Source organism: Bradyrhizobium symbiodeficiens (genome assembly GCF_002266465.3).
In the GTDB taxonomy this organism is placed as follows: domain Bacteria; phylum Pseudomonadota; class Alphaproteobacteria; order Rhizobiales; family Xanthobacteraceae; genus Bradyrhizobium; species Bradyrhizobium symbiodeficiens.
This window is the reverse complement of record NZ_CP029427.2, coordinates 4078509-4101569: the sequence shown is the minus strand read 5'-3', so window position 1 is coordinate 4101569 and position 23061 is coordinate 4078509. Positions and strand designations below refer to the sequence as shown.

19 protein-coding genes are annotated in these 23061 nt (G+C 65.4%); 16 read left to right on the top strand and 3 right to left on the bottom strand.

The window, feature by feature from the left end:
• Nucleotides 1-25: 25 nt before the first annotated feature.
• Together CIT39_RS19020 and CIT39_RS19015 are read left to right on the top strand one after the other, a co-directional pair.
• On the top strand, nt 26-487 hold the full coding sequence (locus CIT39_RS19020; protein ID WP_094977696.1) for a carboxymuconolactone decarboxylase family protein: 462 nt from the start codon (nt 26-28) through the stop codon (nt 485-487).
• 43 nt (nt 488-530) lie between these two features.
• Complete coding sequence (locus CIT39_RS19015; protein ID WP_094977697.1) at nt 531-1169, top strand: HD domain-containing protein; 639 nt, start codon at nt 531-533, stop codon at nt 1167-1169.
• Nucleotides 1170-1192: 23 nt separating this feature from the next.
• Here CIT39_RS19015 and CIT39_RS19010 read toward each other — a convergent pair whose 3' ends face one another.
• From CIT39_RS19010 to CIT39_RS19000, 3 genes are all read right to left on the bottom strand, one after another.
• Nucleotides 1193-2500 (bottom strand): MFS transporter, encoded by a 1308-nt coding sequence (locus CIT39_RS19010; protein ID WP_162308578.1) that lies wholly within the window; start codon nt 2498-2500, stop codon nt 1193-1195.
• A gap of 154 nt (nt 2501-2654) precedes the next feature.
• Nucleotides 2655-2897 carry a DUF3551 domain-containing protein gene (locus CIT39_RS19005; RefSeq protein ID WP_094977699.1) on the bottom strand — a complete coding sequence of 81 codons (243 nt, stop codon included), beginning with the start codon at nt 2895-2897 and terminating at the stop codon, nt 2655-2657.
• 1 nt (nt 2898) lies between these two features.
• On the bottom strand, nt 2899-3219 hold the full coding sequence (locus tag CIT39_RS19000; protein WP_094977700.1) for a DUF3551 domain-containing protein: 321 nt from the start codon (nt 3217-3219) through the stop codon (nt 2899-2901).
• 253 nt (nt 3220-3472) lie between these two features.
• Here CIT39_RS19000 and CIT39_RS18995 point away from each other — a divergent pair, with 253 nt between their 5' ends.
• The 14 genes from CIT39_RS18995 (at nt 3473) to bamA (ending at nt 23056) form a co-directional block, all read left to right on the top strand.
• Complete coding sequence (locus tag CIT39_RS18995; protein ID WP_094977701.1) at nt 3473-4195, top strand: outer membrane protein; 723 nt, start codon at nt 3473-3475, stop codon at nt 4193-4195.
• A 500-nt stretch (nt 4196-4695) separates the two neighbouring features.
• Nucleotides 4696-8199: a DNA polymerase III subunit alpha gene (dnaE, locus tag CIT39_RS18990; protein ID WP_094977702.1), complete on the top strand. Its 3504-nt coding sequence runs from the start codon at nt 4696-4698 to the stop codon at nt 8197-8199.
• A 130-nt stretch (nt 8200-8329) separates the two neighbouring features.
• The gene (locus CIT39_RS18985; RefSeq protein ID WP_094977703.1) at nt 8330-9082 is read left to right on the top strand and encodes a carbonic anhydrase; all 753 of its coding nucleotides are present in this window, start codon (nt 8330-8332) and stop codon (nt 9080-9082) included.
• 309 nt (nt 9083-9391) lie between these two features.
• Nucleotides 9392-9754, top strand: a complete 363-nt coding sequence (locus CIT39_RS18980; protein WP_244607607.1) for a DUF2846 domain-containing protein — start codon at nt 9392-9394, stop codon at nt 9752-9754.
• 219 nt (nt 9755-9973) lie between these two features.
• The gene (locus CIT39_RS18975) at nt 9974-12499 is read left to right on the top strand and encodes a caspase family protein (protein WP_094977704.1); all 2526 of its coding nucleotides are present in this window, start codon (nt 9974-9976) and stop codon (nt 12497-12499) included.
• A 222-nt stretch (nt 12500-12721) separates the two neighbouring features.
• Nucleotides 12722-13717, top strand: a complete 996-nt coding sequence (locus CIT39_RS18970) for a 30S ribosomal protein S2 (protein WP_094977705.1) — start codon at nt 12722-12724, stop codon at nt 13715-13717.
• Between the two features lie 136 nt (nt 13718-13853).
• The gene (gene tsf, locus CIT39_RS18965) at nt 13854-14777 is read left to right on the top strand and encodes a translation elongation factor Ts (protein WP_094977706.1); all 924 of its coding nucleotides are present in this window, start codon (nt 13854-13856) and stop codon (nt 14775-14777) included.
• A gap of 60 nt (nt 14778-14837) precedes the next feature.
• Nucleotides 14838-15554 carry a UMP kinase gene (gene pyrH, locus CIT39_RS18960; protein WP_038949770.1) on the top strand — a complete coding sequence of 239 codons (717 nt, stop codon included), beginning with the start codon at nt 14838-14840 and terminating at the stop codon, nt 15552-15554.
• Nucleotides 15555-15624: 70 nt separating this feature from the next.
• Nucleotides 15625-16188, top strand: a complete 564-nt coding sequence (gene frr / locus CIT39_RS18955; protein ID WP_094977707.1) for a ribosome recycling factor — start codon at nt 15625-15627, stop codon at nt 16186-16188.
• Between the two features lie 122 nt (nt 16189-16310).
• Nucleotides 16311-17069, top strand: a complete 759-nt coding sequence (locus CIT39_RS18950) for an isoprenyl transferase (protein WP_094977708.1) — start codon at nt 16311-16313, stop codon at nt 17067-17069.
• Nucleotides 17066-17908 (top strand): phosphatidate cytidylyltransferase, encoded by an 843-nt coding sequence (locus CIT39_RS18945; protein ID WP_094977709.1) that lies wholly within the window; start codon nt 17066-17068, stop codon nt 17906-17908. The genes CIT39_RS18950 and CIT39_RS18945 overlap by 4 nt, the downstream gene beginning before the upstream one ends.
• A gap of 4 nt (nt 17909-17912) precedes the next feature.
• Complete coding sequence (gene dxr / locus CIT39_RS18940; RefSeq protein ID WP_094977710.1) at nt 17913-19136, top strand: 1-deoxy-D-xylulose-5-phosphate reductoisomerase; 1224 nt, start codon at nt 17913-17915, stop codon at nt 19134-19136.
• Between the two features lie 44 nt (nt 19137-19180).
• Nucleotides 19181-20332 (top strand): RIP metalloprotease RseP, encoded by a 1152-nt coding sequence (gene rseP, locus CIT39_RS18935; protein ID WP_094890509.1) that lies wholly within the window; start codon nt 19181-19183, stop codon nt 20330-20332.
• Nucleotides 20333-20509: 177 nt separating this feature from the next.
• Entirely contained in the window at nt 20510-23056 is a 2547-nt protein-coding gene (bamA, locus tag CIT39_RS18930) for an outer membrane protein assembly factor BamA (protein WP_094977711.1), read from the top strand.
• Nucleotides 23057-23061 lie beyond the last annotated feature (5 nt).

Genomic DNA, 23061 nt, shown 5'->3' with positions numbered 1-23061 from the left:
CCCCCGATCATCAAGGAGTCATCAGATGAGTGAACGTCTCAACTACAACCACATCGCACCGGCCGGCGCGAAGGCGCTGGGCGGCGTCTACGGCTATGTCACGCAGAGTGGGTTGCCTGGAACGCTTGTCACGCTCGTTTACCTGCGCATTTCACAGATCAACAACTGTGCCTATTGCCTCGACATGCATACGCGCGATCTGTTGAAGAGCGGCGTGAAGGTCGAAAAGCTCGCGCTGCTGCAGGCATGGGCCGAGGCGGGCAATCTCTTCGACGAACGCGAGCGCGCGGCCCTGGCATGGGCCGAGACCGTCACCCGCGTTGCCGAGACCAACGTTCCGGATGAAGCCTATCAAGCCGCACGCAACGTCTTCAGCGAGCGCGAACTCGTCGATCTCACAATCGCAATCAGTCTGATGAATGCGTACAATCGCATGTCGATCAGCTTCCGAAATACGCCGCAGGCCGCGCTCGAGAAGGCCGCCTGATGGCTCACGCGGCATTAACCGAACGCAAAGCAGGAGATCGAAGATGATGAACGTGATTTCCGGCGTCCAGATCCCGGACAGTCAGTTGGCGCGCGAAGCCGCCGAGCTGGTACGCAGCTACGAAGACGACATGCTGTTCAACCATTCGGTCCGCGTCTACGTGTTCGGCGCGATGAAGGGGCTGCGTCAGAAGCTGAAGTTCGATTCGGAACTGCTCTATGTCGCGGCGCTGTTTCACGATCTCGGCCTTGTCGATCACTACCACACGCAGACAAAGCGATTTGAGGTCGACGGAGCCGACGCTGCGCGTGAGTTTCTCCGGGCGCGCGGTATCGCCGAGCCGCAAGCCGATCTGGTATGGGAAGCCGTCGCGCTGCACACCACGCCGGGCATTCCGCAATATATGAGGCCGGAGATCGCTCTCACCAACGCAGGCGTTCTGGTGGACGTCGTCGGTATTGGATATGACGATTACTCGCCGGAGCAGCGTGACCAGGTGATATCAGCGTTTCCGCGCGGAGACTTCAAGAACGACTTCCTCAAGGTTCAGACGTGTTCAGCCCTGAAGAAGCCGCAGACCACATTCGGGACGGTCAATTTCGACTATATCGAGGATCACGATCCCAGCTTCCGCAAGCCGAACGCGTGCACGCGCATCCGCAACACGCCTTGGCAAAGCTGAGCGGACGGCGTCCGCTTCAGGCTCTAGCCCACCGGATTTCTGGCAGGATCTGAGCGGCTATGGTCCGGCGCCAGCGGCGGCGCGTTCGCCAGCGATGCGGTATCGCTGCGCGAAGCGATCTCAATCGGAGCGGATCGGCTGTCACGCCAGGCCACGATCCAGATCAGGAAACCGAGCAGCGCGAGCGCGGCGCCGACGGGACCGGTGGAGGTCCAGCCGAACCCCTCGCGTATGGCCAGGCCGCCGAGGAACGGGCCGAGCGCATTGGCGGTGTTGAACGCCGAATGGTTCAGCGCTGCGGCGAGCGCCTGCGCGTCTCCGGCGACGTCCATCAGCCGCGCCTGCAGGATGGCGCCGAGCGAGACGCTGGCGCCGATGGCGAAGATGTCGATCGCGAGCAGCCAGACATTGCCGGCGACCAGCGGAAACACCAGCAGCGCCACGGCTGCCAGCGGCAGGATGCAGCCCGCGGTCGGCATCAAGGCGCGGTCGGCAAAGCGCGGTACGAACAGATTGCCGAGCGTGGCGCCGATGCCGAACACCGCGAGGAAGAACGGAATGACGGCTGGGCTGACCTTGGTAACTTCGATCAGCGTCGTCGCCAGATAGGTGTAGACGGCGAACATGCCGCCGAAGCCGATGGCGCCGATCGCCAGGGTGATCCAGACGCGGCCGCTTCTAAGCGCGCCGAGTTCGCGCAGCGGATCCGACCTGCCGGCCTGATCACGTGGCGCGAACAGGGCGCACAACAGCATCGTGAGCAGCGCCAGCGCCGACACCAGGCTGAAGCTCGCGCGCCAGCCGACCGCCTGGCCGATCAGATTGGCCAAGGGCACACCAATGATGGTGGCAGAGGTCAGGCCGAGCATCACCTGGCCGATCGCCTGCGAGCGACGATGTTGCGGAACCAGCGAGGCGGCGACGAGGGCGGCGATGCCGAAATAGGCGCCGTGCGGCAGCCCTGCGAGGAAGCGGGCCGCGATCATGGAGCCAAAGCCGGGTGCCAGTGCGGTGAGCACATTGCCGAGCGCGAACACGGCCATCAGCACCAGCAGCTGCGTGCGCCGCGCGAACCGCGCGCCAAGCACGGCGATCAGCGGCGCGCCCAGCACCACGCCGAGCGCATAGGCGCTGATCGCGTGTCCCGCCGTCGGCTCGTCCACACCGAGATCGGCGGCGAAGAACGGCAGCAGGCTCATCGATGCGAATTCGGTGGTTCCGATCGCAAAGCCGCCCATCGCGAGCGAGAACAGGACGATGGCAAGGTGAGGGGGCGCTGAAGCCGAAGTCGATTTTGCGCGACGCGAGGTCGCTTGAGGCGAAGTCGTCATGTGTCCTGCATTGGTGGCGTCAACGGGAATCAGCCCAGCGAACGTCGCCACCCCTGCAAGATTTGTCCGTCTTACCTAAACCCGCATCAGCCCGCGTCAACGCCGCAGTACCGGCGAAGCGCCACTGCATATCAGCGTCCTGGATGTGCCAACGCTAATTGGCTGGTCGGCGAGGGGGCTTCTTCGTCGGAAAATGCGGGTTCACCACGCATGTCGCCGAACGTCCGACGGCGAGATATCGGCACTGCTCGAGCGTGTCGTAGCGGCAGTCGAAATAGCCGACGGGGCCGTAGATCTGCATGCACACGGGAAAGCTCGGATCGTAGGTCTGCGCGCGTGCGGTTCCGCCCGCCAGGAGCAGGGCGGTTACGGCCAGTGCGAGGCGCGCGCTGCCCATCTCAGCGCGGCAGGTAGTAGCGGGGCGAATAACCCGGCGTCTGCGCGCGCGGACGATTCTGGTAGGCGTAGGGGTCGTCGCTTTGACCTGCGAAATACGGATTGGCGATGCAGGTCAGCGCGCGTCCCGAAGCGCTCGCCTGACACTGCGCGTAGGTGTCGAACCTGCAATTGCTCAGGCCCGGCCACTCATCGCCAGTGAGGCAGAAGGGATGGTGCGTTCCGAACGCGTGCGCAGGTGTGGGAACGCTCGACACGAGCGCAAATGTGGCGAAGGCGAGCCAAAGTGTGGCGACAATGGGGAGGGCGACTCGTTTGCGCATTCTTAATTCTCCATCACGCGAACGTGCGCGCGGCGTCGGTGTCGCGCGCATGATGCTTGTGTTCCGTAGTCGACAATGGAACTCATGAAAACACTTGTTTCAAAGGGGTTCCTCGCACCTGCCGATAACATACGTTAACGGCAAGGTCCTTTCGAACCAACTGTTGCGGCGTGGCTACAGCAATTCCATCGATCGCTGTTATGACCAGCCTGCGGCCTGGGGGCCTCACGACGAAAACTGGAACGGGACTCAAATGAATAAGAACTTGTTGCTTGCGGCTGTGAGCCTCGTCGCGCTCGGCGCGACCGCGCCGGCGCTTGCTGCTGATCTCGCAGCACGGCCTTACACCAAGGCGCCTGCGATGGTCGCCGCGATTTATGACTGGAGCGGCTTCTACATCGGTATCAACGGCGGCGGCGGTTCTTCGCACGCGAAGTGGGACATCGTCGGCTTCGGCCGTGATGGTTCGCATGATGCAACCGGCGGCACGGTCGGTGGCCAGATCGGCTATCGCTGGCAGTCCGGCCAGTTCGTGTTCGGCCTGGAAGGCCAGGGCAACTGGGCCGACTTCTCGGGCAGCCATGTCGGGGCGCTCTCCGGCAACACCAACAGCACCAAGATCGATTCGTTCGGTCTGATCACCGGCCAGGTCGGTTACGCCTGGAACAACGTGCTGCTCTACGTCAAGGGCGGTGCTGCTGTGGTCGGCACCAAGTACGATACCTCGTTCGGCGGCGTGTCGCTGGCATCGGCCAACGACACCCGTTGGGGTGGCACTGTCGGCGCGGGCCTCGAGTTCGGTTTCGCCCCGAACTGGTCGATTGGCGCCGAGTACAACCACATCTTCCTCGGTGGCAACGACCGCAACCTGACCGGCCCGGCCGGTGTTCTGGCGGTCAACGTCAAGCAGGACGTCGACATGGGCCTCGTTCGCCTGAACTACAAGTTCGGCGGCCCGATGCTCGGCCGTTACTGAGACTGATCGCTCGGATTCGAGCGCTCGACGAAAAGCCCCGGCCTTCGCCGGGGCTTTTTTATTACGTGAATTCAGCGAGTTAACCATTGCCATTGGAGGTCGTCCGCCGCGCTTGACTCCAGAGAACAAAATGAGAACAATGTTCTTCATACGTTCCAACAAGGGAGCAAGCCATGTTCAGGGTTTTCGTGGAAGAGGCCGCCGCACTTGCGTCGATCACGCTGTTCGTCGGAATGATCGCGATCTGGGCCCAGGTCATACCGCAGCTCTGATTCCGCGGCCCCCGGCGGTGGACCTCCCGCTACCCCTTGGGGAAAAGCGGGACGACGCGGCGAAGCGGCCGCTCCGGCGTGGACTCTGGCGCGGTGACGCCCCACCATTACGGGGCGAGTCGGCAAAGGCGGGTGGAAGGCGGAGCGGGGTCCTCGGATCGATCTCCCGGACATCCCCCTGGTGCCGGCGACCGCTCCATTTCATCTGTCAGAGGCCGTCACGCGACCATGCCGAGCGCCGGATTTGTTCACCTTCACGTTCACTCGGCCTATTCGCTGCTCAAGGGCTCGATCAAGATCGCCAAGCTCGCCGAGCTTGCCAAGAAGGACCATCAGCCGGCACTGGCGCTGACCGACACCGATAATCTGTTCGGTGCGCTGGAGTTCTCCGACAAGATGGCGGGCTCCGGCATCCAGCCGATCGTCGGCTGCGAGTTGGCGATCGATTTCGGCGACCAGGACCCGAACGCGCGCAACGCGATCGGGCCGTCGCGCGTGGTGCTGCTGGCCGCGCAGGAGCGCGGCTATCGCAGCCTGATGCGGCTGAACTCGCGCGCGTTCCTGGAGACGCCCGACAGCCATGCGCCGTTCATCAAGTTCGACTGGTTCGAGGGTGAGACCGAGGGTCTGATCGCGCTGACGGGCGGGCCGGACGGGCCGATCTCGCTGGCGCTTGCCGGCGGTTATGCCGAGCTGGCCGCGCTGCGTTGCGAGCGCCTGGCCGGCCTGTTCGGCGACCGCCTCTACGTCGAATTGCAGCGCCACAACACCGAGAAGGAGCGGCGCGTCGAAAGCGGCCTGATCGACCTCGCCTACGCCAAGGGACTGCCGCTGGTCGCGACCAACGAGCCGTATTTCGCCGCGACCGACGATTACGAAGCGCATGACGCGCTGCTGTGCATCGCCGGCGGGCGGCTGATCGCCGAGACCGAGCGCGAGCAGCTCACCCCCGATCACCGCTTCAAGACCCGCGCCGAGATGGCCGTGCTGTTCGCCGACATTCCGGAGGCGCTGGCCTCGACGGTGGAGATCGCCGAGCGCTGCTCGTTCCGCCCGATGACGCGCAAGCCGATCCTGCCGTTCTTCACCGTCGGCGCCGCGCAGAGCTCGGACGCCGGCGCAGTCGAGGCGGCGGAACTGAAGCGCCAGGCGGAGGAGGGGCTCGCCAATCGCCTGCGGGTCCACGGCCTGTCGCAGGGCATGACGGACGAGGATTACAGCAAGCGCCTGGCGTTCGAGCTCGACGTCATCCTGCGGATGAAATACGCGGGCTACTTCCTGATCGTGTCCGACTTCATCAAATGGGCCAAGGGCCAGGGCATTCCGGTCGGACCGGGCCGCGGCTCCGGCGCAGGCTCGCTGGTCGCCTGGGCGCTGACCATCACCGACCTCGACCCGATCAAGTTCGGCCTGCTGTTCGAGCGCTTCCTCAATCCCGAACGCGTCTCGATGCCGGACTTCGACATCGACTTCTGCCAGGACCGCCGCGGCGAGGTGATCCAGTATGTGCAGCAGCGCTACGGCCGCGACCAGGTCGCGCAGATCATCACTTTCGGAACGCTGCAGGCGCGCGGCGTGCTGCGCGACGTCGGCCGCGTGCTGCAGATGCCCTATGGCCAGGTCGACAAGCTGACAAAGCTGGTGCCGCAGAATCCGGCGGCGCCCGTGACGCTCGCCGCCGCGATCGAGAGCGAGCCAAAACTGCAGGCGTTCCGCGACGAGGATCCGGTGGTGGCGCGCGCCTTCGACATCGCCCAGCGCCTCGAGGGTCTGACCCGCCACGCCTCGACGCATGCGGCCGGCATCGTGATCGGCGATCGGCCCCTGAGCGAGCTCGTGCCGCTCTACCGCGATCCCAAATCCGACATGCCGGTGACCCAGTTCAACATGAAATGGGTCGAGCCCGCGGGCCTCGTCAAGTTCGACTTCCTCGGCCTGAAGACGCTGACCGTGCTCGACGTCGCCTGCAAGCTGCTCAAGCCGCGCAACATCGACGTCGATCTCGCCACGCTGCCGATCGACGATGCCGAGAGCTACCAGATGCTGGCGCGCGGCGAGGTGGTCGGCGTGTTCCAGGTTGAAAGCCAGGGCATGCGGCGCGCGCTGGTCGACATGCGGCCGGACCGTTTCGAGGACATCATCGCGCTGGTGGCGCTGTATCGCCCGGGTCCGATGGCGAACATCCCGACCTATTGCGCGCGCAAGCACGGCGACGAGGAGCCGGAATATCTGCATCCCGTGCTGGAGCCGATCCTCAAGGAAACCTTCGGCGTCATCATCTACCAGGAACAGGTGATGCAGATCGCCCAGGTGATGTCGGGCTATTCGCTCGGCGATGCCGACCTGCTGCGCCGCGCCATGGGCAAGAAGATCCGCGCCGAGATGGACAAGCAGCGCGACATCTTCGTCGCAGGCGCGGTGAAGAACGGCGTGCCGAAGGGGCAAGCCGAGACCATCTTCGAATTGCTGGCCAAGTTCGCCGACTACGGCTTCAACAAGAGCCACGCGGCGGCCTATGCGCTGGTGTCCTATCACACCGCCTACATGAAGGCGCATTATCCGGTGGAGTTCATCGCGGCGTCGATGACGCTCGACCTGAACAACACCGACAAGCTCTCCGAATTCCGCGCCGAGGCGCAGCGCCTCGGCATCAAGGTCGAGCCGCCGAACATCAACCGTTCCGGCGCGACCTTCGAGGTCGGCGACAAGGTCATCTACTACGCGCTCGCGGCGCTCAAGGGCGTCGGCATCCAGGCGATCGAGCAGATCATCGAGGAGCGCGCCAAGCGGGGATTGTTCACCTCGCTCGCCGACTTCGCGGCACGGGTCAATCCGCGCGCGATCAACAAGCGTATCATCGAGAGTCTCGCCGCCGCCGGCGCCTTCGACACGCTGGAGCCGAACCGGGCGCGGGTATTCGCGGGGGCGGATTCGATCCTGGCCGCCTGCCAGCGCGCGCACCAGGCCGAGACCATCGGCCAGAACGACATGTTCGGCATGTCGGCGGATGCGCCGACCATCATGCTGCCGCAGATCGAGCCGTGGCTGCCGGCCGAAAAGCTCCGCCGTGAATACGACGCCGTCGGCTTCTTCCTGTCGGGCCATCCGCTCGACGATTACGCCACCGTGCTGAAGCGGCTGCGGGTGCAGTCATGGGCCGAGTTCTCGCGCGCGGTGAAGACCGGTGCCACCGCCGGCAAGGTCGCGGCCACCGTGGTCTCGCGCATGGAGCGGCGCACCAAGACCGGCAACAAGATGGGCATCATGGGGCTCTCGGATCCCACCGGTCATTTCGAGGCGGTGTTGTTCTCCGAAGGCCTCGCGCAATATCGCGACGTGCTGGAGCCGGGCGCTGCCGTGCTGCTGCAGCTCGGTGCCGAACTGCAGGGCGAGGACGTCCGCGCCCGCGTGCTGCATGCCGAGCCGCTGGATGATGCCGCTGCCAAGACGCAGAAAGGCCTGCGCATCTTCGTGCGCGACACCAAGCCGCTGGACTCGATCGCCAAGCGTCTGGCCGGCCCCGACATGGCCGCCTCGAACGGCGCCGCGCCAAAAGTCGGCAGTCCCGGCATCGCGCCGCGCTCCAATGGCGACGGCGAGGTCTCGCTGGTGATGATGCTCGACCTCGAGACCGAGGTCGAGATGAAGCTGCCCGGCCGCTTCAAGGTCTCGCCGCAGATCGCCGGCGCGATCAAGGCGGTCGCGGGCGTGGTCGACGTGCAGCAGCTCTGACGTTACCCGAGCCGCCGCAAACCAAAGCTTAACTATTCGGCCCACGGGTGGTTTCGAAGTCTATTGGGCGCAGCTATGAGTTGTCTTCTTGAGAATCTCGTTGGGCGGGAAGCCAGGAAGAACAACAATCATGTGCGACAAATGCTCTGAAAATCCCCATCAATCGATCGCTCCTTCGCGGCGCTCCATGATGCTCTTTGCCGCTTCGGCGCTCGGAGTAGCCGCGTTCGGCGGGGCCGCGTTGGCCAAGGAGGCCAAGGAGGTCAAGGCGCCGCCTAAACCCAAGAACGTGCTGTCGCCCGATGCCGCGCTCAAGCGGCTGATGGAGGGCAATTCGCGCTACGTGTCGGGCGTGTCGCGCCGCCACGACTTCACGCATGAGCGGGAAGCGTTGGTCGGCGGTCAGAATCCCTACGCGGCCGTCCTGAGCTGCGCCGATTCCCGCATCGCGCCCGAATATGCCTTCGACAGCGGACGCGGCGATCTGTTCGTGTGTCGCGTCGCCGGAAATTTTGCCGGCGACGAGACCGTTGCGAGCATGGAATACACCGTCGCCGTGCTCGGCACGCCCCTGATCCTGGTGCTCGGCCATGACAATTGCGGCGCCGTCGATGCGACCATCAAGTCGCTGAAGGACGACAAGCCGTTGCCCGGACACATCCCCACGCTGGTCGCCGCGATCGCACCTTCGGTGAAGACGGCGGCCCAGCAGAGCGGCAACGCGCTCGACAACGCCATCCGCCAGAACGTCATCGACAACGTCGCCAAGCTGAAATCGGCCGCGCCGCTTCTCAACGCAGCGGTCGAGCAGGGCAAGCTCAAGGTGGTCGGCGGCATCTATCGCTTGCGCACGGGGACTGTCGAGTTGCTGGCCCAGAGCTAGAGCCCGGCGTTGGAGTATCGGGCGTCGTGTGCAGCAGCTCCGACGCCCGGCCTGCGCCATCTCCGCGGTGGTCGTCGGATGCTGTTGCAACCTGTCGCCGATTCCAGCTAGCATTCATCCCGGGGAATGGACTGGGGATATGCGATGCTGCGACGGGGCGCGTTGTTGTTGGCCGTTGGTGCGATGCTGGTGGGCTGTGTCAGCGATCGGGTCGGAACCGACTTTGCCTCTGTCTCAAACAAGGTCGGGCCTCCGCGCGCCGGGCACTCGCGCGTCGTCCTGCTCCAGGACAAGAGGAATGGCCTTAGCATGGCGATCTGCGCCTGCGAGGTGAAGCTCGACGGTGCGCCGCTCGGTAAGGTCGTGGCTGGGAAATATGCCTATGCCGATCGGCCGGCGGGGCGCCACGAATTGCTGGTAACGGAGCTGATGTTTCCGGGCGACACCAAGCGCGAGATCGTGATGGAAGCCGGCCGGACGCACTTCTATCTCATCAAGAGCAGCCCGAGGCACGATGCCGCGACGGGCGGCGCGATCCTCGGCGGCCTGGCCGGGCTTGCCGTCGTTTCCGTCGCGACGGCGGGAGAAGCCAATCCCGGGCCGGCCGAACTGGTTGCGCTGGACGAGGCAACCGCGCGAACGAAGCTCGCCGAGCTGCAGGCCGTGGAGTGAGGTGCGTTGCTCGATCTGATCGCACGAAGCAGGGACCTGAAGGAGGCTTGCGCCGTTTCGACATTGGCCTGAGACTGGCAGAGACTGGCTTGGAGCTGACGCCGGCAGCGGCGTGGCCACGCCACCGCCTCAATCCGAGCCTTTCGTTCAACCGCCGTTCAGCTGGCTGCGCGCCTCATGCGTGGTGGCACCTCAACGACGATAGCGGGCAAGCAAGCCATGCGTGGGACGTTCAAAGCCTTCATTTGCCTCCTCCTGCCGATCGTGGCCCTTGCCGCCGGCCTGCCGGGCGAGGTGCGCGCGCAGCAGCAGGAGAAGCGCATCGCGCTCGTGGTCGGCAACGGCGCCTATGCCAAGTCCCCACTGGCGACGACCGCGAACGATGCCGGCCTGATCGCGCAGACACTGCAGGCGGCCGGCTTCGACGTCGTCGGTGCGCGCGATCTCGACGGCGACACGTTGCGCAAGAGTTTTCGCGACTTCATCCAGAAGGCCCAGGCCTCGGGGCCGGGTACCGTCGCGATGGTCTATCTTGCCGGCTACGGCGTGCAACTGGCCGGCGAGAACTATTTCATCCCGGTCGATTCCAACATCACCCGCGACACCGACGTTCCGACCGAGGCCCTGCGGATCAGCGACTATGTGCGCCAGCTCGCTTCGATCCCGCTCAAGGCCAACATCGTCGTGCTCGACGCCGCCCGCGCGCAGCCCTTCATCGAGGGCGGCCAGCAGATCGCGAGCGGTCTGGCGCTGGTCGAGCCCGAGCCGAACATGCTGATCGCGTTCAACGCCGCGCCGGGCACGGTCGCGCCGGAGGAGCCGGGGCCCTACGGCATCTACGCCCAGTCGCTGGCGGAGATGATCCGGACCGGCGGCCTGCCGCTGCCCGAAGTGTTCGACCGCGTTCGCCTGCGCGTCAACGAAGCCTCCAAGGGCGCGCAGGTGCCCTGGAACGAGCAGAAGATCTCGGCGCCATTCTCGTTCTTCGAGCGCGGGCCCGACGCACCGCCGCCGGAGACCGCCCCTGACCAGGTTGCCGCACTCCGCAACAAGCCGATCCGCGATCTTGGCGCGCAGGATGCTTATGCCGCCGCGATCGAGCGCGACACGCTGCCGGCCTATGAGGAGTTTCTAGCGGCCTATCCCGGCGATCCCCTGGCGAAGCGCGTGATGGCGATCGCCGCGGCGCGCCGCGAAGCGATCACATGGCGGCGCACCTACCGGAACGACACGCCGGAAGCTTATTGGTCGTATCTGCGCCGCTACCCGCGCGGGCCGCATGCGGCGGACGCACGCCGGCGCCTTGCGATTCTCACCGCGCCGGCCGAGGCGCCGCCGACCTTCGCGATGATCGACTATGATGTGCTGCCACCGCCGCCGGAGGAGGTGATCTATGTCGACCGCCCGGTGCTGTATTTCGGCGATCCCGTGTTCGCCTTCGCGCCGCCACCGCCGCCGCCGCTCTATTATCTGCCGCCGCCGCCGCCGGATTTCGTCGTGCTGCCGCCGCCGATGCCCGTGATCGGCCTGTTCGTGCTGCCGCAGCCGGTGTTCGTGCCGATCCCGGTGTTCGTCAGGCCGCCGGTCTATGTCGCGCCGCCGCCGAACAACATCATTTACCAGAACATCCACAATACGACCGTCATCAACACGGTGATCAACCGCCCGCCGGCCCCAGCGCCGGCTGTGGGGGCAGGGGCCGGACCAGGCAATCTGGCGCCGGCGATCGCCGGCCGTGCCAACCCGGCCGGGGCTGCCGTGCCGCAGGCGGTCGTGCAGCGCGCCGCGCTGATCCAGCAGGGCAAGGCGCCGATGCCGCCGAGCGCGACGATCCAGCCGATGGCGAGGCCCGGGGCGCCTCCGGCGACGCCGACGGCCGTCGCGCCGACGGCCGCGCCACCCATCGCGCCGCAGACGGTGCCAGCACCTGCTCCGCAGACCAGGCTGCCTCAGGCCAACACGCTGCCGGTTCCTGGCGCCCGTGGCGGCCCGCCGGCTCCGCCAGCGGGGGCGGGGCCCTTGCCGGGCGGAAGGCCCGTGCCGCCGACGGCGACCGCACCTGGTGCGACACCGCCGGCTCGTCCGGGGGCGCCGACCACGGCTGCTCCCGGCACAACGGCTGCTCCCGGCACAACGCTGCCTGCTCATTCCAATGCGCCAACGGCCGCCGCGCCGGCAAATGTCGGGCCCGCTGTGACCAACCCGACTGCTGGGCCCGGCCAGCCACCCAGGCCGCCGGTGGCACAGACGCCGCCCGGCACCGGGCCTGCGGATCGCGCCAAGTCCTCGACCCGTGAGCCTGCCGGCTCGCCGCCCGCCGCAGCGGGCGCGCCGGGAAGGACTCCGGCCGCGGCCGGAAGGCCGATCGTGCCTCCGCCTTCAGCGGCACGTGAGCCGATCAGGCCGCAGCATCTGCCATCGACGGCCCCGCCGCAGGCGGCCAGACCGGCTGCACCGCCGCCGCGGCCCCAGGCCGTGGCGCGGCCTACGCCACCACCTCCGCCGCGGGTGTCGGCCCCGCCGCCGAGAATGGCCGCACCCCCACCACCACGCCCGGCTCCTCCGGTTGCCGTCGCGCGGCCGGCGCCTCCGCCCATGGCGCGGCCCGCTCCGCCGCCGCCGGTGGCGCGACCGGCACCCCCGCCGCCGCCGCGCATGGTCGTTGCGCCGCCACCCCCGCCGCGCCCTGCGCCGCCGCCGCCGCCGGCGGCCAAGAAGTGCCCGCCGAACCAGCCCAGATGCTAATCGGGCGCTAGGGGGGCGGCCCGGTCTTCCGGGAAAGGGCCTCTCGCGGGCGAAAGCCGCCCCCGAAAGGCCCTTATTTCCTTGCTTCTGGCCGAAATGGCGCTATACAGCGCCGCATCTCACACGGAAGCATGGCTCACAAGGCCGTCCGGTGGCAGCCGGGGCGACAACGCTCCGTCTTGCTCACACGCTTCCGGAGGAACCAACCGGAGAACTAGAACGATGGCACTACCCGATTTCACTATGCGTCAGCTGCTCGAAGCCGGCGTGCACTTTGGTCACCAGTCTCACCGCTGGAATCCGAAAATGGCGCCGTTCATTTTCGGCGCCCGCAACAACATCCACATCGTCGATCTCGCGCAGACCGTGCCGTTGCTGCACACCGCCTTGCAGGCGGTCAGCGACACCGTCGCTAAGGGCGGCCGCATCCTGTTCGTCGGCACCAAGCGCCAGGCGCAGGACGGCGTCGCGGACGCTGCCAAGCGCTGCGCGCAGTATTTCGTCAATTCGCGCTGGCTCGGCGGCACGCTGACCAACTGGAAGACGATCTCGGCCTCGATCAAGCGCCTGCGCCATCTCGACGACGTGCTGGCGGGCGGCGATGCCTCCTCCTACACCAAGAAGGAGCGCCTGACGCTTCAGCGCGAGCGCGACAAGCTCGACCGCTCGCTCGGCGGCATCAAGGACATGGGCGGTCTGCCCGACCTGATCTTCGTGATCGACACCAACAAGGAAGACATCGCGATCCAGGAGGCCCAGCGCCTCAATATCCCGGTCGCCGCGATCGTCGACACCAATTCGGACCCGAAGGGCATCACCTATGTGGTCCCCGGCAACGATGACGCCGGCCGCGCGATCGCGCTGTATTGCGACCTGATCGCGCGTGCGGCGATCGACGGTATCGGACGCGCCCAGGGCGATTCCGGCATCGACATCGGCGCCTCGACCCGTCCGCTTGCTGAAGAGCTGCCGGCGGCTTCGTCGAGCGGTTTCCAGGGCCTTGCCGGCCCGCGCGGCACCGCCGACGACCTCAAGAAGCTTCCGGGCGTGTCGGGTGCGATCGAGAAGAAGTTCAACGACCTCGGCATTTTCCATTTCTGGCAGCTCGCCGAGCTCGACCACGACACCGCGCACAAGATCGGCGAGGAAGTCGGTCTGCCGAGCCGCGCGGACGCCTGGGTGGCCAAGGCCAAGGCGCTGACCGCGGAAGCGGAATAGTCAAGAGAGCGATGGGTTGGCCGGAGTGGATCCGGCCACCATTTCATTCAGTTGACGCGAATCCCTGAGATGGACCGCGGCGGGGCGCTTCGATGCCACGCCGCGGCGAACCAGCAGGCACAAAGGATTTTCAACGATGGCAACGATCACAGCTGCGATGGTCAAGGACCTGCGCGAGTCGACCGGCGCGGGCATGATGGACTGCAAGGCCGCGCTGACCGAAAACGACGGTAACATGGAAGCCGCGCAGGATTGGCTGCGCAAGAAGGGCCTGTCCAAGGCCGCCAAGAAGTCGGGCCGCGTCGCGGCCGAGGGTCTGATCGGCGCCCTCACCAAGGGCACCAAGGGTGTCGTGGTCGAGGTCAACTCCGAGACCGACTTCGTCGCGCGCAACGGCCAGTTCCAGGGCCTGGTCAAGATGATCGCCCAGGTCGCATTCGATGTCGGCGCCGATGTCGAGAAGATCAAGGCCGCCAAGGTCGGTGACGTCACGGTCGAAGCCGCCATCAATGATGCGATCGCCACCATCGGCGAGAACATGACGCTGCGCCGCGCAGCTTCGCTCGAAGTGAGCCAGGGCGTGGTGTCGAACTACGTCCACGGCGCGGTGGTCGAGGGCGCCGGCAAGATGGGCGTGATCGTGGCGCTGGAATCGCCCGGCAAGGCCGACGAGCTCGCAACGCTCGGCCGGCAGATCGCGATGCACATCGCCGCCGCCAACCCGCTCGCGCTCGATCCGTCCGGTCTCGATCCGGCGGTCGTCAAGCGCGAGAAGGACGTGCTCGCCGACAAATATCGCCAGCAGGGCAAGCCGGAGAACGTGATCGAGAAGATCGTCGAGTCCGGCCTCAAGACCTACTACAAGGAAGTCTGCCTGCTCGAGCAGGCCTTCATCCACGACACCGGCAAGTCGGTGGCGCAGGCGTTGAAGGAAGCCGAAGGCAAGGTCGGTGGTGCCCTGAAGATCGCGGGCTTTATACGCTATGCTCTCGGTGAGGGAATCGAGAAGCAGGAAAGCGACTTCGCGGCCGAGGTTGCCGCGGCAAGCGGCAAGAAGTAAGCGCCGGAACGTTCCTTCCGGCGTGCCGCCGGAAGCGGGGCCCGGACGAGGAAAGTGCTCATGTCTGATCCGGTCTATCGTCGCGTCGTGATCAAGCTGTCCGGCGAATATCTCGCGGGACAGCAAGGCTTTGGCATCGATCAGCCGACCGTCGACCGGGTTGCGGACGATCTGATTGCGGCCCGCAAGCTCGGCACCGAGGTCGCGGTCGTGATCGGCGGCGGCAACATCGTGCGCGGCGTCGAGGTCTCCGCCCGCGGTGTGTCACGGCCGACCGGCGACACCATGGGCATGCTCGCCACCATGATGAACTGCCTCGCGCTGGAATCGGCGATCGAGCGCAAGGGCACGCCGGCGCGTACGCTGTCGGCGTTCGTCATGCCCGAGATTTCCGAGCTGTTCACCCGCACTGCGGCGCACAAATACCTCGCCGAGGGACGCATCGTGCTGCTTGGCGGTGGAACCGGTAATCCGTTCTTCACCACCGATACGACCGCAGTGCTGCGTGCCGCCGAGATCGGCGCCCAGGCGGTGCTGAAGGCCACCAATGTCGACGGCGTCTACTCGGCCGACCCGAAGAAGGATCCGGCCGCGACGCGATTCGACCGGCTGACCCATTCACAGGCGATCGAGGGCGGCTACAAGGTGATGGATGCGACCGCCTTCGCGCTTGCCCGCGAGACGTCGCTGCCTATCATCGTATTCTCGATCGCGGAGCCGGGCTCGATCGGCGCGATTCTGCGTGGCGTCGGCCACGGAACCATTGTCGCCGGCTGACCGCTCATCTGTCGCGCGCCTTTAGGGAAGGTCGCGGGAGCGGTTGCCGGGATCTTGAAGGAGAAACGTGATGCCCACGGGTACTTTCGACCTCAACGAAGTGAAGCGCCGCATGCAGGGCGCCATCCAGTCGCTGAAGCACGAGCTTGGCGGCTTGCGCACGGGGCGCGCCTCCGCATCGATGCTCGATCCGGTGCAGGTCGACGCTTATGGCGGCCACATGCCGCTCAATCAGCTCGCCACCGTCAGCGTGCCGGAGCCTCGCCTGATCTCGGTGCAGGTCTGGGACAAATCGATGGTCAAGGCGGTGGAGAAGGCGATCGTCGATTCCAACCTCGGCCTGTCGCCCGCGACCGAAGGCCAGGTGCTGCGGTTGCGCATCCCCGAGCTGAACGAGGAACGGCGCAAGGAACTGGTGAAGGTCGCGCATAAATATGCGGAAGCCGCCAAGGTCGCCGCGCGCCACGTCCGCCGCGACGGCCTCGACGTCCTCAAGAAGCTCGAGAAGAACCACGAGATGTCCGAGGACGACCAGAAGCGCCACGCCGACGAGGTGCAGAAGGCGACCGATGGTACGATCACGGAAATCGACCAGTTGCTGGCCGCCAAGGAAAAGGAAATCCTCACCGTCTAAATTGCGATGATCGATCATCGCGCTTTAGGTTATCGTTTTCGCATGATCTTTTCGGAAAACCGCTTCGCACCTTGCGCTTACGCGGCCCTTCGGGTCCGGATCATGCTTTGAGGCCCTCGCAAATGTCCAACGCCGCCGCGCCCGCAACGGAAGGACCCGACCGGTCCGAGGTGCCCGCGCATGTCGCCATCATCATGGATGGCAACGGGCGCTGGGCGGCCGCGCGCGGCCTGCCGCGTGCGGAGGGGCATCGCCGCGGCGTCGAAGCTCTGCGCCGCGTCGTGCGCGCCTCGCACGAGCTTGGCATCCGCTACCTCACCATCTTCTCCTTCTCGTCGGAGAACTGGTCGCGTCCGGCAAGCGAGATCGGCGATCTCTTCGGTCTGCTCCGCCGCTTCATCCGCAACGATCTGGCAAGCCTGCATCGCGACGGCGTCAAGGTCCGCATCATCGGCGAGCGCGACGGGCTCGAGGGCGACATCTGCGCACTGCTCAACGAGGCCGAGGAGCTGACGCGCGAAAACACGCGCCTGACACTCGTCGTCGCCTTCAACTACGGCTCGCGGCAGGAGATCGCGAAGGCGGCGCAGAAGCTGGCGCGCGAAGTCGCGGAAGGTCAGCGCGATCCAGGCACGATCGACGCCGAGACGCTCGGCGCGCATCTCGATGCGCCCGATATTCCCGATCCCGATCTCATCATCCGCACCAGCGGCGAGCAGCGCCTGTCCAATTTCCTGATGTGGCAGGCCGCCTATAGCGAACTCGTCTTCGTGCCGATCCACTGGCCCGATTTCGACAAGGCGGCGCTGGAAGGCGCGATCGCCGAATTCGCCAGGCGCGAACGCCGTTTCGGCGGCCTGGTCGCGAAAACCGCCTCGTGAGCGAACAAGATTCCGCACCGGCGGGCGCCAAGCCTGCCCCAAGCAATCTGGTGATGCGGGTCCTCGCAGCGCTGGTGCTGGCGCCGCTGACCATCGCGATCGCTTATGTCGGCGGCTGGCTGTGGGTGCTGCTCGTCACGCTGGTCTCGATCGGGCTGTTCGCGGAATGGCTGACGGTGGTCGGCGCGGGCTCGGCGGCGCTGACCGGGGCAGGGACGATCGTCATCGCGATGATGGGGGCCGCCGTCGCTTTTGGCGGGCTGAAGACGTCCGTCATCATTGGCCTCGTCGGCGGCGCGATCGTGACGCTGATCGCGCGCGGCAAGTTCGTTTGGGCGGCGACGGGCTTTGCCTATGCAACGGCGGCGCTGCTGGCCTCGATCCTGGTGCGGAAGGATCTCGTCAACGGCTTCACCGCGCTGATGTTCGTGCTGCTGGTGGTGTGGGCGACCGATATCGGCGGTTATTTTGCCGGTCGCAGCATCGGCGGGCCGAAACTCTGGCCGCGCGTGAGCCCCAAAAAGACCTGGTCCGGGGCGCTGGGCGGCTTCGTCGCAAGCCTCCTGGTTGCAGTGGGCTTTGCGGCTTGCGGGTTCGGAAAGATGGCACCATTGCTGCTCGTCAGCGCCATCCTTTCGGTGGTCTCGGCACTGGGCGATCTGTTCGAATCCGCGGTGAAGCGGCGCTTTGATGTCAAGGATTCCAGTCACTTAATTCCCGGCCATGGCGGGCTTATGGATCGCTTGGACGGTTTTGTCGCCGCCATCCTGATGGCATGGATTATCGGCTTTCTCCGCCATGGTGTGCATAGCGCCGGAAGCGGTCTTATGGTTTGGTGAGGATATGAGCGCGGTCCCATTGCGTAACAACAGGCTTGCGGCGTCCGACGTCCGCAGCGTCACGGTTCTCGGCGCCACCGGCTCGATCGGCGACAGCACGATGGATCTGCTGCGCGCCTCGCCCGAGCGCTACCGCGTCGAGGCGTTGACGGCGAACAGCAATGTCGAAGCGCTGGCAAAGCTCGCGAAGGAGTTTTCCGCGCGTTTCGTCGCCATTGCCGACACCTCCAAGTTCGCCGAGCTCAAGGCTGCATTGGCCGGGACCAGCACCGAATGCGGCGCGGGCGAAAGCGCGGTGATCGAAGCCGGCGCGCGTCCGGCTGATTGGGTGATGGCCGCCGTCAGCGGCGCCGCCGGACTGAAGCCCGCGCTGGCCGCCGTCGACCGGGGCGCGCATGTCGCGCTCGCCAACAAGGAATGTCTCGTCTGCGCCGGTGATTTCTTCATGCAGCGTGCCGCCAAGGCGGGGGCCTGCATCCTGCCGGCGGATTCCGAGCACAATGCGCTGTTCCAGGCGCTGGCGTCGGGCAATCGCGACGAACTCGTCCGTGTCATCATCACGGCCTCAGGCGGCCCGTTCCGGACCTGGAAGCCGGCCGACATCGAGCAGGCGACGCTCGCGCAGGCCCTCAAGCATCCGAACTGGAGCATGGGCCAGAAGATCACGATCGATTCGGCGTCGATGATGAACAAGGGGCTCGAGGTGATCGAGGCCTCCTATCTGTTCGCGCTGGCGCCCGACGAGATCGATGTTCTCGTTCATCCGCAGTCGATCATCCATGGCATGGTCGAGTTTTCCGATTGCTCGGTGGTGGCCCAGCTCGGCGCGCCCGATATGCGCACCCCGATCGCGCACTGCCTCGGCTGGCCCGATCGCATCAAGGGGCCGGCGGCCAAGCTGGACCTCGCCAAGATCGGCCAGCTGACCTTCGAAGCGCCTGACTTCGAGCGCTTCCCCGGACTCCGGCTGGCGTTCGATTCGCTCCGGACCGGGAAGGGGGCGACCACCGTCTACAACGCTGCCAACGAGGTCGCGGTCGCGGCCTTCATCGCCGGCAAGATCCGGTTCGGTGCGATCGCCCGGCTGGTGGAGGCGACACTGGACGACTGGATCCGCAGCGGTAACCAGGCGCCTCTGACATCCGCCGATGATGCAATCTCTGTTGACCATGTTGCTCGAAATAGAGCTGCCGCCCTATTGCCTCAAATTGCCTTAAAGGCATCCTAGATGGTTCGGGGCCAGGGCCTTGCGGCGCTGGATGAGGGAATTCGATGATCGACTTTTTTGTCCATAGTTTCAATACGTTGAGCCATGGGCTCCTCGGCTACGCGGTTCCCTTCCTGTTCGTCCTGACGATCGTCGTGTTCTTCCATGAGCTCGGCCATTTCCTGGTCGCGCGCTGGGCGGGCGTGCGCGTGTTGACCTTCTCGCTCGGTTTCGGACCCGAGCTGGTCGGTTTCAATGACCGCCACGGCACCCGCTGGAAGATCTCGGCCATCCCGCTTGGCGGCTACGTCAAGTTCTTCGGCGACGAGAGCGAGGCCTCGACCCCTTCGTCCCAGACGCTCGCGGCCATGACGGCCGAGGAGCGCGCCGGCAGCTTCCACCACAAGAAGGTCGGCCCGCGCGCCGCCATCGTCGCGGCCGGACCGATTGCCAATTTCATCCTGGGCGCGCTGATTTTCGCGGGAATGGCTCTGTATTACGGCAAGCCGAGCACGATCGCGCGCGTCGACGGCGTCGTCGCCGATGGTGCTGCGGCTGCGGCCGGCTTCAAGATCGGGGACGTCGTCGTCCAGATCGATGGCAAGCCGATCGAGAGCTTTGCCGACATGCAGCGAATCGTTGCGATGAATGCGGGTTCAGCGCTTGCCTTTCAGGTCAAGCGGGACGGCACCATCGTCTCGCTGACCGCAACCCCGGCGCTGCTCGAGCGTAAGGATCCGTTCGGCAACAGCCACCGTCTCGGCGTGCTCGGCATCGAGCACAAGGCACAGGCCGGTGAGGCGTCGAGCACCCCGGTGGGCGTTGGCGAGGCGCTGAAGATCGGGGTCGAGCAGGTCTGGTTCATCATCACCAGCACCTTCAAGTTCCTGGGCTCGCTGTTCGCCGGAAACGGCAATCCCAACGAGGTCAGCGGCGTCCTGGGCATCGCGAAGATGTCGGGGCAGGCGGCCAGCGCCGGGTTCCAGTTCGTGATCAATTTGTGCGCAGTTCTGTCGGTGTCGATCGGCCTGCTGAACCTGTTCCCGATCCCGCTGCTCGATGGCGGCCATCTGATGTTCTATGCGGCGGAGGTCGTCCGCGGCCGGCCCCTGTCGGAGCGGACTCAGGAGATGGGCTTCCGAATCGGGCTCGGTTTGGTGCTGATGCTGATGGTGTTCGCGACCTACAACGACATCCTGCGGATGGCCGCATCCTGATGGAGGCTTTTTTGTGGCGTTGCTGTTGAGCAACGTCTTGGAATGAAATTGAAATTACGACGCTTTCGGCCGTTTGCGGCGTCGGTGAAATTGGCTACAAGCGGCCCTGAACTTGGGGAATCTCCGGACCGGCGTTGGGGTTGGGTCTGGCTCGGAATGATAAGGGCGCGTTGCGCGATGAAGTTTGGACTGCGACTCCGGGGGGGCTTGCTCGCAACCCTGATCATGTTCGGCGCGCCGGTGGTTGCCCCGGTCGGGGCTGTTTTTGTGCCTTCGTCTGCGCTCGCTCAGACCGTGCAGTCGATTTCCGTCGAGGGAAATCGCCGGGTCGAGGTCGAGACGATCCGCTCCTATTTCAAGCCCGGTCCGGGCGGCCGCCTGGATCAAGGCGCCATCGACGACGGCCTCAAGGCCTTGATCGAGACCGGCCTGTTCCAGGACGTGAGAATCAACCGTGGCGCCGGCGGCCAGATCGTCGTCTCGGTGGTGGAAAATCCGGTGATCGGCCGGGTTGCCTTCGAGGGCAACAAGAAGATCAAGGACGAGCAGCTCACCACTGAAGTCCAGTCCAAGGCGCGCGGCACTTTCTCCCGCGCCATGGTGCAGTCCGACACGCTGCGAATCGCCGAAATCTATCGCCGGTCCGGCCGCTACGACGTGCGCGTCACGCCCGAGATCATCGAGCAGCCGAACAACCGCGTCGATCTCATCTTCACGGTCGAGGAGGGCGCCAAGACCGGTGTCAAGTCGATCGAGTTCGTCGGCAACGTCGCGTTCTCGTCCTACCGTCTCAGGGACGTCATCAAGACGCGCGAATCGAACCTGCTGAGCTTTCTCGGCAGCGGCGACATCTATGATCCCGATCGCGTCGAAGCCGACCGCGACCTGATCCGCCGCTTCTATCTCAAGAACGGTTACGCCGACGTTCAGGTGGTGGCTGCGCTTACCGAATACGATCCGGAGAAGAAGGGCTTCAACGTCACCTTCAAGATCGAGGAAGGCGCTCAGTACCGCGTCGGCGCCGTCGATTTCCGCTCCAGCATTCCGAACTTCGATCCCACCTCGCTGCGCGGCTATTCGCGCGTCCAGGCCGGCTCGCTTTACAACGTCGAATCGGTCGAGAAGTCGGTCGAGGAAATGCAGATCGAGGCCTCGCGCCGCGGCTATGCCTTTGCCGTGGTCCGGCCCGGCGGCGACCGCAATTTCGAGGCGCACACCGTCTCGGTCGTGTTCAACATCGACGAAGGCCCGCGCACCTATATCGAGCGGATCAACCTGCGCGGCAACACGCGCACGCGCGACTACGTGATCCGCCGCGAGTTCGACATCTCCGAGGGCGATGCCTACAACCGCGCCCTGGTCGACCGTGCCGAGCGGCGCCTGAAGAACCTCGACTACTTCAAGAGCGTGAAGATCACGACCGAGCCCGGCTCGTCGAGCGATCGCGTGGTCCTGAACGTCGACATGGAAGAGAAATCGACCGGCGACTTCTCGATCTCGGGCGGTTACTCCACCACCGACGGCGCGCTGGCCGAAGTTTCGGTCTCCGAGCGCAACCTGCTCGGCCGTGGCCTGTTCGCCAAGGCAGCGGTGACCTACGGACAGTATGCACGCGGCTACTCGCTGTCGTTTGTCGAGCCGTATCTGCTCGACTACCGCGTCGCGCTCGGCCTCGACCTCTATCAGCGCCAGCAGCTGTCCAACAGCTACATCTCCTACGGCACCAAGACGCTCGGCTTCTCGCCGCGCCTCGGTTTCTCCTTGCGTGAAGATCTGTCGCTGCAGCTGCGCTACTCGATCTATCAGCAGGAAATCACGCTGCCGAGCTACCTGGCGAACTGTAACAACAACCTTGGTCCGTCGTTCAATCCGTCTCCGGCGTACGCCAACACACCGCAAGGCGCCGCCGATATCGCGTCTAGCGGTTTCAACTTCGGCGCGACCAACGGCCTTGGCTGCTACGTGGACGGCGAAGCCTCGCTGCCCGTGCGCAAGGAGCTTGCCAACGGCAAGACCCTGACCTCGGCGCTCGGCTACACGCTCACCTACAACACGCTCGACAACAACAAGAACCCCACCGACGGTCTGCTCGTCGATTTCCGTCAGGATTTCGCCGGCGTCGGCGGCGACGTGTCCTATCTGAAGTCGGTGATCGATGCGAAGTATTACGCTCCGCTGGTGTCGGACATCGTCGGCCTGGTCCGCCTGCAGAGCGGCATGCTGAACAAGATCGGCAGCGACCTGCGCATGCTCGACCACTTCCAGATGGGCCCGAACCTCGTCCGCGGCTTTGCCCCGAACGGCATCGGCCCGCGCGACCTGAATCCCTTTGGCACGCAGGACGCGCTCGGCGGCACCAAGTACTGGGGCGCTTCGCTCGAATTGCAGATGCCGTTCTGGTTCCTGCCGAAGGAAGTGGGTCTGAAGGGTGCTGTCTATGCCGACGCCGGTGGCCTGTACGATTATAAAGGGCCGACGAGCTGGACCACGACCAACGAAGTCAATGCGCCCGGCTGTATCCCCTCGACGATCAATCCATCGAGCACCGGAACCTGTACCGGCCTGGTCTATGACGACAGCAAGGTCATCCGCTCGTCGGTCGGTGTCGGCCTGATCTGGCAGTCTCCGTTCGGTCCGCTGCGCTTCGACTACGCCGTGCCGCTCAGCAAGGGCAAGTACGACCGTACGCAGGAATTCCGGTTCGGCGGCGGCACCACGTTCTAATTCGA